Here is a 13,461-nt window from a genome sequence, read left to right on the forward strand (position 1 = left end):
GCGAAGCGCCGTCTCGAACGATGGCCGCGGGTCACGGGCCCTCATGGTTCGAGACGCCGCTTCGCGGCTCCACACCATGAGGAGAAAGAGCTACATGTGCCCCACTTCCTCAGGCACTTCATAGAACGTCGGGTGCCGGTAGATCTTCGATTCCGCCGGCTCGAACATCATCCCCTTCTCCGCGGGATCGCTTGCGGTGATCGCAGCCGACGGCACGACCCAGATCGAAAGGCCCTCGCCGCGGCGGGTGTAGATGTCACGGGCGGCCTGCAGGGCCATGGTGGCGTCGCTTGCATGCAGCGATCCCACGTGCTTGTGCGCGAGCCCGTTGCGGCTGCGAATGAAGACTTCCCACAGCGGCGTGTTCGGCGTGGCCATCGCGATCTCCCTACTCTGCCGCTTGTGCAGTTCGACGCTGCGCGCGCTTTGCGGCATAGCTAGCTGCCGCCTCGCGTACCCAGGCGCCCTCGTCGTGCGCCTTACGGCGCGCAGCCATCCGGTCACGGTTGCAGGGGCCGTTGCCGGCGAGCACCTGCTTGAACTCGGTCCAGTCGATCTCGCTGTAACGCCAGTGCCCGTCCGCATCCTGAATCATGCCGGGATCGGGAATGGTGAGGCCGAGATATTGCGCCTGCGGGACGGTGGCGTCGACGAATTTCTGGCGCAGCTCGTCATTGGAGAAACGCTTGATCTTCCACTTCGTCGAAGTGTCGCTGTGCTGGCTGGTGGCATCGGGCGGCCCGAACATCATCAGCACCGGCCACCACCAGCGGTTCAGGGCATCCTGCGCCATCGCCTTCTGCTCGTCCGAGCCACGGCATAGCGTCAGCATGATCTCGTAGCCCTGGCGCTGGTGGAACGACTCCTCCTTGCAGACGCGGATCATCGCGCGTGCATAGGGACCGTAGGAGCAGCGGCACAGCGGGATCTGGTTCATGATCGCGGCGCCGTCGACCAGCCAGCCGATGGTGCCGATGTCGGCCCAGGTCAGCGTCGGATAGTTGAAGATCGAGGAATATTTTGCCTTGCCCGCGAGCATGGCGTCGACCAGCTCTTCGCGCGACGTGCCGAGCGTCTCGGCGGCGGCATAGAGATAAAGGCCATGGCCGCACTCGTCCTGCACCTTGGCGAGCAGCGCGGCCTTGCGGCGCAAGGACGGCGCACGCGTGATCCAGTTGCCCTCGGGCAGCATGCCGACGATTTCGGAATGAGCGTGCTGGGAGATCTGACGGGTGAGCGTCTTGCGATAGGCCGCCGGCATCCAGTCGTTCGGCTCGATGCGTTCCTCGGCATCGATGCGGGCCTGGAACTGCGCAGCCTTGCCCGCGTCCTCGAGGCCGCGATCATCGCTCTCGGCCGTATTCAGCGCCTGGGTATACATGCGCATCCTCCCAATCTTATTGGGAGCAATATATAACAGAAACTAAGTCATGCAAGATATTTCTGTAACATATCGATCAGGCCGCGAACCTTCGCTCCAGAAGCTTTCGGGCCGGTGGCAATGGCCCCTTCTCATTGGTTCCATGGCCATCAAGCCATTGTTCGGATGGGACGAGCAGCGCCCGATAGATCTCGCCGCAGAGTTCGCGGGCAGCCCTGCCCGGCCAATCGGCCGGCAGCAGGCTCTCGGGCAGCAGAGGATCGCGCAGCACGACGCGGCGGTAATGGTGGATCAGGAGGATGCGCGCGGTGAAGGCGTCGGCCTCGGACAAGTCGCTGCCCCGTGCGATCACGGCGCGCAGCGGCTCGAACGTCTTCATGAACTTGAGATAGGCATCCCCGGTGCGATCCAGCGGCCAGCTCGCGCTGAGCAGCCGGCGGCCGCTGTCATCCTCGGCCGAGACTTCCAGACGGATGGCGCCCGCCGCTTCGTCCGGCACTGCCACGCCGGACGGCGCCACCCACACGCCCGGCAGCGGGCTACCGAAGCCGGCATTGCGGAGCGCCTCGCGCGAGGCGTCCCGATCCTCGCCATTGCCGATCAGCAGCAGCTCGAAGCGCCCGGTCCAGTCGGATGGCGGCGGATCGTAGATGTGGCGTGTCGCGGCCTCGAAGATCTGGCGGCCCTTGTCGGCCAAGCGGTAAAAACTATTGCGGCCGACCTTTTCGCGCGTCAGCCAGCCATCGGCGGCAAGCCGCGACATCGCGGTACGCACCACGCCGCTGTCGATGTCCAGGGTCTCGAAGAATTCCAGGAGCGTGCCGAGCCATACCGAGCCGCCACGCGGCACGATGGCATCGCCGAACACCGTGATAACGATGGAGCCGGTGCGCGACGGCTCGCGCTTGAGCTGCTCGATGATGCGGGACAACGGATGCGCCATGCGCGAGGCATAGCGCGTTTGGTGCGGGCGCGACAATGGACCGGTGCGACAATGCAAGAGCCGGGCTCAATCCTTCGAGACGGCTTCGCGCCTCCTCAGGATGAGGTCCAACTACCTACGCGCCGCGCCACGTCGTCTCAATCCTCATGGTGAGGAGCGCGGCAAAGCCGCGCGTCTCGAACCATGCAGGCCCGGCTACCGATGCGGATCGGGATAGACCACGCTGCGCCAGCCGCTGCGGTCGAAGGGCCGCCAGCTGCCTTCCTTCTGCGCAAGGCGATCAGCCACCGCGAAGACAGCGGCGGGATGATGGCCCATGCCGCAATGGCTGCTCTCGATCTCGATGCTCTCGGTCTGCGTGCCCGTCTTCTCCATGCAGCCCTGCCAGGCGCAGACGCCGTCGGTGCGGCTGAAGATCGCCGTGGTCGGCACCGGCGGCGGAACGGCGAGATCGCCGCCGAACTGCGGATCGACCTCGTCGGACTTCCGCCCGCTCGCCCATTCATAGACGCGCCAGGCGTTGGTCGAATGCGGATCGCCGGCAAAGGGGCTGCCGAGCGTGATCACCTGGCGCACGCGGTCGGGCATCATCTTGGCGAGCTGGCGCGCATAGAGACCGCCGAGGCTCCAGCCGACCAGGCTGATCTTGCGGCCATGCCTGTCGCTGAGCTCCTGAACCAGATCCACCATCGCGTGCTGCACGCCCTCGCGCAGGCCGTAATTGCGGCCCTGGCGCCAGCCGCTCACCGCATAGCCCTTGCCGGATAGAAAGGTGCGCAGTGCACGCGTGGACCCGTCGGAGGCCACGAGGCCCGGCAGAACCAGCACCGGATGCCCATCGCCGCGCGGCGCAAGGCTGAGCAGCGGCAGCGCGCCGAGGAATGCACCGAACTCGTGGATCGCTCGCCCTTCCAGGAACATCAGGGTGCGAGACGGCGGGCTCAGCGTCTGGGCAGTAGCGGTCATCAATGGTCCCCTTGGGAGAATTGCTGAAAAGGCCACCGGTTGTTTGCCGGCAAATGGGTATGGGATTCCAACACGCCGGCTTCTTGATCGTTCCGCAACGCAACATGAATCAGCTAGGCAGCGGGTTCCCGACATTCAAGCGGGAGACACACCCGGCCACAATAGGCCCGCGCGTTAATGCTGACGTCCGTGACGCAAAAGTCACAACCATCGCAGCAGGAATTCTACGGAGTAAAGCGCAAGACCCGCGAGCCCGCCGATCAGCGAGCCGTTGAAGCGGATGTATTGCAGGTCGCGGCCGATGTTGATTTCGATCAGCGAAATCAGCTGCGCCATGTCCCACGCCTTGACCTGGTCGGAGATGAAGGTCGAGACGCCGCTCTTCTGGTCGGCGACGAAGCTGCGCAGCACCGCGACCAGACCCTTGTTGATCTCGCCGCGCAGCTCGCCATCGCCGGCAAGCGCTTCGCCCGCGGCGACACACATGCCGGCGAGATGATGCTGCAGCACCTGCGTCTCGCCGCTTGCACTCCGTTCGATGAAGGACCGCGTGTTGGCCCAGACGGTGCGGGCGAGATCGGCAAGCTCGGGACGCGCGAGCAGATCGCGCTTCAGGCCATCGATGCGGTCGATATAGGCCTGGTCGGTGCCGAGTCGGTCGACGAAGCTCAGCACCATGCGATCGAACTCGCCGCGGAACGGATGTTTGGGATCGCTGCGCACCTCATTGAAGAAAGCTGTGGCGGAGGCCACGATCTTGTTCACCAGAAATTTGTCGGCCCGATAGAGCCTGAGCAAGGTCGGCAATTCCGCACGCACCTTCTCGCGGATCATCGCCATCGTCTCGGTCTGGTTCAGCGTCTCGTGCATGACGCGCAGAAGATCGTCGAACAGGATCTGGTGACGTCCCTCCGCCACGAAGCCGCGCAGCGTGCCGGCCGCGAGCGGCGCGAGGTCGATCGCCTGGAGCTGCGATGACATGCGGCGAAGGATGAAGGTCATCAGGCCCGAGCTTTCCGTCGCGGAGACGGCCTCCGGCAGCAGGCGCAGTGCAAAGCGCGCAAGGTCGTCACTACGCTTGCGGTCGCGCAGCCAGTCGGCGACGAAGGAGCCGAAATCGATCTCGTTCAGCTTGGCCTCGACCGGACCAGCATCGAGGAAATGCACCTGAATGAACTCGCCGAGCTTGTCGGCGATGCGGGCCTGATTGCTCTGGATGATCGCGGTGTGCGGGATCGGCAGGCCGAGTGGACGCTTGAACAGTGCCACCACCGCATACCAGTCGGCGAGCCCGCCGATGGTCGCGGCTTCCGCGAATGCCGCGATGAAACCGAACACCGGATGTAGGGGCAGCAGCCATTTCGCGACGACGAACAGGACGAGCGTCGAGGCCAGCACCAGCGTCGCCAGCGCTTTCACGCGGCGCAATTCGGCGGCGCGTTCTGCGTCGCCGGGGGAATCGAAGGAGAAGGTGGCGGGTGGAGTCATGGTAGATACTTAGCGCGTCGATCTCCGCGTGTCCCGGACGCGGTGCAGCGCGGAGCGATGCGCCGCAGAGCCGGGACCCAGCATGGACCCCGGATCAGCAGTGCACCACGCCGCAAACGCGGCGCGCTGCACAGCATCCGGGGAACGCAAGAGACAAAAAACAAGGCCCGCCGAAGCGGGCCTCAAATTCAGTTTTTACTCAGGGCGCCGTATCAGGCGGTCTTGTTGTAGACCTTGGCAAAGTTGTCCTGAGCGGACTTCGCACCGTTAGCGGCGAGCTTGCCGAAATAGTCGGTGGTCGCCTTGGCGCGCGAGACGAACGCTTCGCCGCGGGAGCGGAGCAGGCCGGACTGGATCTCGACAGCTTCGCTGAACGACTTGGCGGACGCGAGCTTGTCGATGCCCGCGAAGAACGCCTCGGCGTCCTCGTAGATCGCCTGCTGGATGTTGCGGCTGATCTTGCCGGCTTCGGTGACGGACTCGGTCACCGCGTTTTCGACGGCGGCAGTCACGCGCTCGGAACCAGCGAACACCTCGGCAGCACGGTCCTTGGCGGTATTGGCGGACTTCTTGACGAACTCGCGGGCGGCCTCGGGAACTTCCAGGTTCTGGATGTTCTTGAACGCGTCCTTGAAGCCTTCGAAAGCGGTGTTGGTTTCGGTGGTCATTGGGGTCTCTCCATCCTCATTGGTTGAGCTATGGGCTCACCCCGTCCGGTTTTGGCCCGGGGCACGACTTATATGGCATAGTTAATTGTGCGATGCAATATCCATATTGCAGTGCGATATCACGAAACCGTGAACAGCCTTAATGAGAGGCAATCTGGCGCGTCCCTGACCATCCGGCTCCCGAACACCCGTCCAGCGGTTCTCAATGCTGGACGGCGCCCGGCAGCCCATAGGCCTCCATCTGGGCCTGGACCTGCGCGATGTTGTGCCCGAGCACGACGATGTCGTGGGTCTTGCCGTCGACGTCCCGGACATGGTCGCGCAGCAGTGCCTCGGCCTTGAAGCCGAGGCTCTCGAACAGCGTGATCGCTGCCTGCTGATCGACCGTCATCTGGACCGAGAGCTTCTCGAGGCCGGCGCCGAGCGCGAGTGCGAAGGTCTCCTGAGACAGCGTCCGTCCCACCCCCTTCCCGCGCACGTCGAGCGAAACCACCATCCGGATCTCGCCGACATGGGGCGACCAGGAGTGCGGATCGCGCACCAGCGTGCCGCAGCCGACGACCGTGCCGCCCCTGACCGCGAGCAGGCTCGTGATAGCGCCGCGCTCGATCTCCTTCACCCAGGCGGAGAGCACCTTCGGCTCACTGATATTGCGCGGCAGGAACAACAGGTCGTGGGTCGGCAGGCCCTTGCCGAAGGCGAGCACTGCGGCTTCGTCCGCCGGCGACATCAGGCGGATCTCGATATCGCCCGCGTCCGTCTTCACATGACGCGGATAGGAACGCTGCTCACTCATGTCGATCTCTTCCCCAGCCAGGAATCCAGTTTCGGCCATAGCCGCTTCACCGCATTGGCGCCGGCGACGAGCGAGACGTGACCGCCCTTCAGCATCACCTCCTCCTTGTCCTGCGATCCAATCTTGGCGATCAGGTGCTTTGCCGCCTCATACGGCACGATGTGGTCGTGTTCCGCCACCGCATGCAGGAACGGCACCTTGATGTCCTCGAGCTTCGCAGCACGGCCGCCGACCGACATGGTGTCGTTGAACAGCTTGTTGTCCCACATCAGGTCCTTGGTGATGGTGCGGAAATATTCGCCGGCCAGCGGCAGCGTGTCGGTCGCCCAGCGGTCGAACATCCGGTAGGATTTGACGAACTCGTCGTTCCAGATGTTTTCCCAGAGCTGGATCTGGCTGACGGTCCGGGAGGCCGGGCGCAGCATCTCGAACGACGACAGGATCATCTCGGGCGGCACGTTGCCGACGCTGTCGACGAGGCGATCGACGTCGAAATAGCGACGGTCGGAGAAGTTCGAGAACAGCTTCATCTCGCGAAAGTCGACCGGCGTGGTGAAGCAGATCAAATTCTTCATCGGCCCGTCCTTGTGGATCGAGCCATAGAGCAGCGACAGCACGCCACCGAAGCAATAGCCGATGACGGAGACGTCCTGTTCGCCGGAATCCTGCTGCACGCGGCGGATGCAGTCCGGGATGAAGTCGAGGACATAGTCCTCCATGCGCAGGCTCTTCTCCTCCGGCCGTGGCGCGCTCCAGTCGAGCATGTAGACGTCGTAGCCGCGCTTCAAGAGGAACTCGATGAAACTCTGGCCGGGCACGAGGTCGAGAATGTAACCGCGATTGGTGGTCGCCATCACGATCAAGATCGGAATTCGATAGATCTCGTCGGACATCGGCCGATAATGGTAGAGGCTCCTCGTGCCGCGCGAATGCAGCACGTCCTTCGGCGTCGAGCCGAGCGTGGGACCGGACGTCGAGAAATATTCGACGCCCTTGATGCTGCGCTGGATCGCGCGCTGCACCTCGGACTGGATGCGCTCCGGGATCCCTGCGAAGTCTAATCCGGCGGGTGCATTCATGTCTGCTCTCCGCCTTCAGATGGCGGGCGCTTGGTGCGCGGCCGGCGCAATGCGGTATCGGAGCCCTGAGAAATGCCGGAACTTGCAGCCATCTGGCTCAGCATCGACTTGATCTCACCGATCTGTCCCTCGATGGACTGCAGCCGTTCCGCAAGGCCGGTGACCTGGTCCCGGCTCGGCAGATTCATGGAGACTAGATATTTCTCCATGAGGTCGCCGAGTTGCTTCTGAGCACCTGCAGCAACGCCGCCGGCCCGGTTCACGGCCTGCGAAAACTCGGGCGACGACATGGCCTGATTGGCGAAGGAGTTGAACCCCTTCTCCATTTCGCCAACCATCTTCTGCCACACGGCGATGGGGTCGTTGCTCTTGTCGGTCATCGGCGTCCTCCTGAACTCGAGAGCTTCGATGCCCTTCCTTTTTCGCCATACCACACCGTTGCGCGGTGCCGGTCAACCGGCAAGCAGCGGGTCCGGTGTCGCGAACGCGGCTTCATTGCGAGGGGAAACCGTGCGATACAGCATTAATCAAAAGCCGAGGGAACGCAGCCGTGAACGCCTATCATCCGCCGCAAACCGTCCACGCCAACGGCATCGACATCTGTTACGAGATTTTCGGCAACGACAATGCCGAGCCGTTGCTGCTGATCATGGGGTTAGGCGCCCAGATGATCCACTGGGACGATGCGTTCTGCGAGCAGCTGGCCGCGCAGGGCTTTCGCGTCATCCGGTTCGACAATCGCGACATCGGCAAGTCGAGCCATCTCACCGGCGGCAAGCGTCTGACGCCGCTCGAACTGTTGAAGCTGCGGTTCCTCAGAATTCCCGTGGCCGCAACCTACAAGCTGATCGACATGGCGAAAGACACGGTCGGACTGATGGACGCACTCGACATCAAGTCGGCGCATCTGGTCGGGGCGTCCATGGGCGGCATGATTGCGCAAGAAGTGACGTTGTCGTTTCCCGAGCGCGTGCGCTCACTGACATCGATCATGTCGACGACCGGCAATCCGCGCGTGCCGCCGCCGACACGTGAGGCCGCCGCGATGCTGATGGCGCCGCCGCCGCGCAGCAAGGAGGAGTTCATCGTCCGCTACGGCCAGACCTGGAACGTGTTGCGGGCCGGGTCCTTTCCGGAGGAAGAGGCGCTCGATCCCGGTCGTGCCGAGCGCGTGTTCGCGCGCGGGCTCAATCCGGCCGGCGTCGGTCGGCAGCTCCGTGCGGTGCTTGCCTCCGGCAGCCGCAAGGAGCGGCTGCACGGCGTCAAGACGCCGACGCTGGTCATCCATGGCACCGTCGATCCGCTGGTCCGCCCCGAGGGCGGCAAGGACACGGCAGAGTCCATTCCGGGCGCCAAGCTGTTGATGATCGAAGGCATGGGCCACGCGCTGCCGATGCGCTTCTGGCCGGAGATCATCGGCGCCATCGCCAAGCACGCGCATGGCGCAGCAGCGCAGGCGGCGTAGATTGACCGGCGCAGAAGGTCTCCTCGCGGTGACCATGTGAGCTGCCGGTTACTCTCTTAACGGAAGCCGGCGCGAAGGCTATACAGGTCTCCTTCATTCGCCGAGAACCTCAATCGCCAACGAGGCTGCCGCCTCTCGGAGTTCACATGCATCTCTTCGTCCGGTCGGCCGCAGTCGTCGCTGCTTCAGTCCTCACGCTGTCCCTCGCCAGTGGCGTCGCGATGGCGGGTAGCGCGCAAGAAGAAGCCAATCGCAAGACTGTCCTTGCGTTCTACGAGAAGGGGCTCAACCAAAAGGACGCCGATGCAGCCCTCGCCCATGTCGGCGACCGCTACGTCCAGCACAATCCCAACGCGGCAGATGGTCCGGACGGATTCCGAAAGTTCATCGGTTTCCTTCGCGAAAAATTCCCGAACTCGCACAGCGAGATCAAGCGCAGCTTCGTGGATGGGGACTACGTCATTCTGCACGTTCACGCGGTTCGCGAGCCCGGCAGCAGGGGCAACGCGATCGTCGACATCTTCAAGCTGGAGAACGGCAAAGTCGTCGAACACTGGGACGTCGTTCAACCGATCCCGGAAATTCCGGCGAACAACAACACGATGTTCTAGCTCGGAGCCGTAGCCCGGATGGAGCGCAGCGCAATCCGGGTTCTTGCGCGGATCGACCGTCCCGGATTTCGCTGCGCTCATCCGGGCTACAAATAGCCGCCTAGCTCTTCCTCGCCATCCAGATCACGTGACGTGCGCCACCGCCTCTTCCGGTGGCGCGGATGTTGACTTCATTGACGTCGAAGCCGGCGCTACCGAGCCGCTTGGCGAAGGCCGGGTTGGGTCCCGAGGACCAGACCGCGAGCACGCCTCCCGGCCGCAGCGCCGTCTTCGCTGCTTTCAACCCGCTCGCATTATAGAGCGCATCATTGCCCTTCCGGGTCAGCCCTTCCGGTCCGTTGTCGACGTCGAGGAGGATGGCATCGAATGCCGACCGCTGCGCCCGGATGATTTCGCCAACGTCGGTTTCCCGGATGCTCACCCTGACATCATCGAGACTGTCGCCGAACACCTGCGCCATCGGGCCCCGCGCCCAGGCGACCACCGCCGGCACGAGCTCGCAAACCACGATCTTCGCCTTGCCTCCCAGCACGGTAAGCGCCGCACGCAACGTAAAACCCATGCCAAGGCCGCCGATGAGGACGACGGGTTTTGCGACCGCCTCGATCTGCTTCGCCGCCAGCGTGGCGAGCGCGGCTTCCGAGCCCGACAGGCGGTTGTTCATCAGCTCGTTGGTGCCGAGCTTGATGGAGAACTCCTTGCCTCGCCGCATCAGGCGAAGCTCTTCATCGGAGCCGGGGATTTTGGCGGTATCGATCTTTTCCCAGGGAATCATGCGAGAGCTTTAGCACGTCCCGGCCAGCGGCCTACCCTCCTGCCCACACGTCCAGCACATACCTGTTCCTGGCGCCCATTTCCTCGATCCAGCGGGCAGCCGTGGCGGCATCGCCGCCGCTCTTCTCGCGATGAATCGCGACCAGCGCCGCCTTCACGTCGGGCTCCATCTTGCTGCCGTCGCCACAGACATAGACGATGGCGCCCTGCTCGATCAGCGGCCAGACCTTGTCCTTCTGCGCGGCGAGGACGTGCTGAACATAGGTCTTCGGACCCTCCGCGCGCGAGAACGCGGTGAACAGCTCCGTGATGCCGCTTGCCGCCAGCGCCTTCAGCTCGTCCGCGTAGAGAAAATCCTGATCGGGATGACGGCAGCCGAAAAACAGCATGGCCGGACCGAGCGCGGCGCCCTTTGCCTTGCGGGCGGCGCGCTCCTGGAGGAAGCCGCGGAACGGCGCCAGTCCCGTCCCCGGGCCGATCATGACGATCGGCACGGATGGATCGTCCGGGAGCCGGAAGCCGGCCTTGGTCTCACGCACGGTTGCATGGATCACGTCGCCCGCGCGTCGATTGGCGAGATAGTTCGAGCAGATACCCTTGTAGGTGCCGCGGCCCGAGGCGGCCGGCCCTTCGACCACGCCGACCGTGACGCTGCAACGAACAGGGTCGACCGACGGCGAAGACGAGATCGAATAGTAACGCGGCGCCAGCAGCGAGAGCATTTCCAGATAAACGTGGAACGGCAATTCGCAGGCCGGATATTCGAGCAGCAAATCGAACACCGATTTCCGCTTGGCCAGGATCTCGCTGCGATAACGCTCGAGCGTTTCAGGCTCCTCGCCCACGAAGGCCAGCAGCTTCGGCTGGGTCACCGGGCAGCGGGTGTGCTCGGCCATGATCTGGATCTGCTTCCGCGTCGCCACTTGCTGGAGCTCGACGAACTCGCTGAGCAGGCGGCCGACCGACACGGCATCCCCGACCGGCAATTGCGCGCGGCGGCCTTCGGCAACCTGAAGCCTGATCTGGTCGGCCGGCAGGAAGCCGAAGCGGCGGGCAACCGAATCCACCAGCGTCGGATCGTTGCGCGGAACCACGCTTAGATGATCGCCGACGCGGTATTTGATGTTGGACGGCAGCTGCACCTCGATGTGGCGCGTCGAACGCTCTGACGGATTGGATCCGGCCTTGTTCTGAAGCTCGTCATTGACCAGCACCTTCATGGCCACCGCGCCACCCTGGGCGACGATGGTGTTGACGGCGGTCACCGCGACCGGCTCGATCGCGTAGAGCGGATCGTCCTCCGCGGTACGGGTGAAATTCCAGTCGATGCCGAATTCCTTGGTCGCGACCTGGGCGGCTGCCGGGAACCATTTCTGGAACTGGCCGTCGAGATCGCTGCGCGCATCGCCTTCGCCGCGCGGATAGACCGCGCGCGCGCCATGTGCCGACAATTGCTCATCGATCAAGCGCGGCACCGACTGATAGGTCGCGGCCCAGTCGCTGTTGCCGCAGCCGAACACGGCGTAGCGCACATTGGCAAACGCGTCCTTCGGCAGCTCGTCGCCGAGCCATTTGACGAATTGCGTCGCGTTGTCCGGCGGCGCGCCGTTATAGGAGGCGCAGATGATCAGCACGCCGCCCTCCCGCGGCAACTTGCCGACGTAATCGTCGAGCGGCCCCAGATGCACGGCAAAGCCGTTGATCTCGGCAAGGTCGGCCATGCGCGTAGCGAGCTCTTCGGCGGTGCCGAGATTGGAGCCGTAAAGCACCAGCATCGGCGTATTGTGGCCGGGCCGCGCGGTGGGCTGACGCGGGGCCTTGGGCGCCGACGACACCGCCACAGGTCCGCCATAGGCACCGCGCTCGCGATCGGCGCGCGGACGGACCTTGATCTTGAAGCCGTCCGGCTTCATCGTCAGCGTTTCCTTCAGATGCATCTGGTAGCGCTGGTGATCGATCAGCTTGAAGCGCTGGAGGATCATGCCGAGTGCGAGCGCGGCCTCGTGCATGGCGAAGCCGCGGCCGATGCAGGCGCGCTGGCCGTTGCCGAACGGCTTCCAGGCATTGATCGGCCGTTTGGCTTCCGCCTCCCGGCTGAAATTCTCCGGATCGAACGCGTCCGGGTTCGGGCCCCAGACCGAGGGATCACGATGCAGCGCGGTCACCAGGATGGTCGTGAACGTACCCTTCCGAAGCTTGTACTTGCCGCCGCCGATGGTCTCGTCGTTCAGCGGCGAGATGCCATAGGCCGGCGCCGGCGGCCATAGCCGCAGCGCCTCCTTCAGGATCTGCGTGATGTAGGTGAGCTGCGTGACCTGTTGATAGGTCGGCCGCACGTCGACATTGGGACCGAGGACGCGATCGACCTCGTCATAGGCTTTCTTGAGAATGTCGGGGTGCTTGAGTAACGCATACAGCGTGCAGGACAACAGGCCGCTGGTGGTTTCGTGGCCTGCGATCAGGAACGTGTTGATCTGGTAGCGGATGTTGACGTCGTCGAGCTGCTCGCCGGTCGAGCGATCGACGCCGGTCATCATCGCCGCAAGCATATCCTTCTTGTCGTCGGTCGCATCGCCTCCCTTGCGGCGCTCCGCAATGATCTCGTCGACCATCTTGTTCATGAAGGCGACGTCTTCAGCCATGGTCTTGCGCCGCTTCTGCATCCAGAGCTGCTCGAGCGGCAGGCCACGCGTCATCATGATGGTTTCGAGCGAGCGCACCAGCGACTCGACGAAAGGATGGTAATCGCGCCGGTAGAACGAATTGAAGCGGTAGTCGAAGCCGCACAGCCCGATCGTGTCCAGCGTCAGTGCCGTCATGTCGTGGACGACGTCGATCTCGTCGTCGGCGTTGAGCCGTTCCCATTTGCCGACGAGCTGCTCGGCGATGTCGACCATGCTCGGGTGATAGGATTGCATCGCGCGGTTGCCGAAAGGCTGGAGCAGGATGTTGTGCGCCTTGCTCCAGTTCGGCTCCCTGGTGTCGGCCGTGAACAGGCCGTCGCCGCCGACCGCGCGCACCCGCCGCAGCGCACCGCGCACCGTCTTGTCGAATCGCTTCTCGTCGGAGAGCTCGTCGACGAGATCGTGGCCGGAGACGACCACGATCGGCGAGCCCATCATGTCGAGCCAGAAGATCGGCCCCAGCTCCTTGGCAAGCCGGGTCAGATGCTGCACCGGCGCGGCCGAATCCAGTGACAGCATGTTGCCGACCACCGGCTTGGTCGGCGGCTGCGGTATCGGATCCAGACGGTTCTTGGATGACATCGAAATGTAGTCCCCCTGCCTCAG

Annotated in this window: 13 protein-coding genes; 2 read left to right on the top strand and 11 right to left on the bottom strand. The window is 63.9% G+C overall.

The features are described 5' to 3' along the window. Positions 1-90: 90 nt before the first annotated feature. The 9 genes from paaB to AC0L2J_RS28760 all read right to left on the bottom strand — a co-directional run bounded on the left by paaB (position 91) and on the right by AC0L2J_RS28760 (position 7,701). Positions 91-378 carry a 1,2-phenylacetyl-CoA epoxidase subunit PaaB gene (gene paaB, locus AC0L2J_RS28720; protein ID WP_007607912.1) on the bottom strand — a complete coding sequence of 96 codons (288 nt, stop codon included), beginning with the start codon at positions 376-378 and terminating at the stop codon, positions 91-93. 10 nt (positions 379-388) lie between these two features. Continuing rightward, on the bottom strand, positions 389-1,381 hold the full coding sequence (gene paaA / locus AC0L2J_RS28725; RefSeq protein WP_007607910.1) for a 1,2-phenylacetyl-CoA epoxidase subunit PaaA: 993 nt from the start codon (positions 1,379-1,381) through the stop codon (positions 389-391). 76 nt (positions 1,382-1,457) lie between these two features. Next, positions 1,458-2,324, bottom strand: coding sequence for a phenylacetic acid degradation operon negative regulatory protein PaaX (gene paaX, locus AC0L2J_RS28730; protein ID WP_473395251.1), 867 nt, complete (start codon positions 2,322-2,324; stop codon positions 1,458-1,460). Positions 2,325-2,519: 195 nt separating this feature from the next. Further along, positions 2,520-3,290 (bottom strand): esterase/lipase family protein, encoded by a 771-nt coding sequence (locus AC0L2J_RS28735; RefSeq protein WP_007607906.1) that lies wholly within the window; start codon positions 3,288-3,290, stop codon positions 2,520-2,522. Between the two features lie 201 nt (positions 3,291-3,491). Then, positions 3,492-4,778: a DUF445 domain-containing protein gene (locus tag AC0L2J_RS28740; RefSeq protein ID WP_473395252.1), complete on the bottom strand. Its 1,287-nt coding sequence runs from the start codon at positions 4,776-4,778 to the stop codon at positions 3,492-3,494. A gap of 212 nt (positions 4,779-4,990) precedes the next feature. After that, a complete protein-coding gene (locus tag AC0L2J_RS28745) occupies positions 4,991-5,446 on the bottom strand; it encodes a phasin (RefSeq protein WP_007607904.1) in 456 nt (151 codons plus the stop codon). Positions 5,447-5,648: 202 nt separating this feature from the next. Then, positions 5,649-6,242 (bottom strand): GNAT family N-acetyltransferase, encoded by a 594-nt coding sequence (locus AC0L2J_RS28750; RefSeq protein WP_007593821.1) that lies wholly within the window; start codon positions 6,240-6,242, stop codon positions 5,649-5,651. Beyond that, on the bottom strand, positions 6,239-7,321 hold the full coding sequence (locus AC0L2J_RS28755; protein WP_473395253.1) for a PHA/PHB synthase family protein: 1,083 nt from the start codon (positions 7,319-7,321) through the stop codon (positions 6,239-6,241). Before AC0L2J_RS28755 ends, AC0L2J_RS28750 begins: the two co-directional genes overlap by 4 nt. After that, positions 7,318-7,701, bottom strand: a complete 384-nt coding sequence (locus AC0L2J_RS28760) for a hypothetical protein (RefSeq protein ID WP_473395254.1) — start codon at positions 7,699-7,701, stop codon at positions 7,318-7,320. The genes AC0L2J_RS28755 and AC0L2J_RS28760 overlap by 4 nt, the downstream gene beginning before the upstream one ends. A 170-nt stretch (positions 7,702-7,871) precedes the next feature. Between AC0L2J_RS28760 and AC0L2J_RS28765 the strand changes: the two genes are divergently transcribed. Continuing rightward, entirely contained in the window at positions 7,872-8,786 is a 915-nt protein-coding gene (locus AC0L2J_RS28765; protein ID WP_007607895.1) for an alpha/beta fold hydrolase, read from the top strand. A gap of 146 nt (positions 8,787-8,932) precedes the next feature. After that, positions 8,933-9,397 carry a nuclear transport factor 2 family protein gene (locus AC0L2J_RS28770; RefSeq protein WP_007607893.1) on the top strand — a complete coding sequence of 155 codons (465 nt, stop codon included), beginning with the start codon at positions 8,933-8,935 and terminating at the stop codon, positions 9,395-9,397. A 100-nt stretch (positions 9,398-9,497) separates the two neighbouring features. On the opposite strand, the gene AC0L2J_RS28775 is transcribed toward AC0L2J_RS28770, so the two are convergent. Both AC0L2J_RS28775 and AC0L2J_RS28780 read right to left on the bottom strand, forming a co-directional pair. Further along, a complete protein-coding gene (locus tag AC0L2J_RS28775) occupies positions 9,498-10,172 on the bottom strand; it encodes a spermidine synthase (RefSeq protein WP_473395255.1) in 675 nt (224 codons plus the stop codon). A gap of 31 nt (positions 10,173-10,203) precedes the next feature. Further along, entirely contained in the window at positions 10,204-13,437 is a 3,234-nt protein-coding gene (locus AC0L2J_RS28780) for a bifunctional cytochrome P450/NADPH--P450 reductase (RefSeq protein ID WP_473395256.1), read from the bottom strand. Between the last annotated feature and the right edge of the window lie 24 nt (positions 13,438-13,461).

Source organism: Bradyrhizobium sp. MV1.5 (assembly GCF_055807615.1).

Coding starts and splice junctions, on each gene's coding strand:
- paaB (WP_007607912.1), bottom strand. CDS start 378: ATGGCCACGCCGAACACGCCGCTGTGGGAAGTCTTCATTCGCAGCCGC.
- AC0L2J_RS28735 (WP_007607906.1), bottom strand. CDS start 3,290: ATGACCGCTACTGCCCAGACGCTGAGCCCGCCGTCTCGCACCCTGATG.
- AC0L2J_RS28760 (WP_473395254.1), bottom strand. CDS start 7,701: ATGACCGACAAGAGCAACGACCCCATCGCCGTGTGGCAGAAGATGGTT.
- AC0L2J_RS28740 (WP_473395252.1), bottom strand. CDS start 4,778: ATGACTCCACCCGCCACCTTCTCCTTCGATTCCCCCGGCGACGCAGAA.
- AC0L2J_RS28750 (WP_007593821.1), bottom strand. CDS start 6,242: ATGAGTGAGCAGCGTTCCTATCCGCGTCATGTGAAGACGGACGCGGGC.
- AC0L2J_RS28755 (WP_473395253.1), bottom strand. CDS start 7,321: ATGAATGCACCCGCCGGATTAGACTTCGCAGGGATCCCGGAGCGCATC.
- paaX (WP_473395251.1), bottom strand. CDS start 2,324: ATGGCGCATCCGTTGTCCCGCATCATCGAGCAGCTCAAGCGCGAGCCG.
- AC0L2J_RS28775 (WP_473395255.1), bottom strand. CDS start 10,172: ATGATTCCCTGGGAAAAGATCGATACCGCCAAAATCCCCGGCTCCGAT.
- AC0L2J_RS28780 (WP_473395256.1), bottom strand. CDS start 13,437: ATGTCATCCAAGAACCGTCTGGATCCGATACCGCAGCCGCCGACCAAG.
- AC0L2J_RS28745 (WP_007607904.1), bottom strand. CDS start 5,446: ATGACCACCGAAACCAACACCGCTTTCGAAGGCTTCAAGGACGCGTTC.
- AC0L2J_RS28770 (WP_007607893.1), top strand. CDS start 8,933: ATGCATCTCTTCGTCCGGTCGGCCGCAGTCGTCGCTGCTTCAGTCCTC.
- paaA (WP_007607910.1), bottom strand. CDS start 1,381: ATGTATACCCAGGCGCTGAATACGGCCGAGAGCGATGATCGCGGCCTC.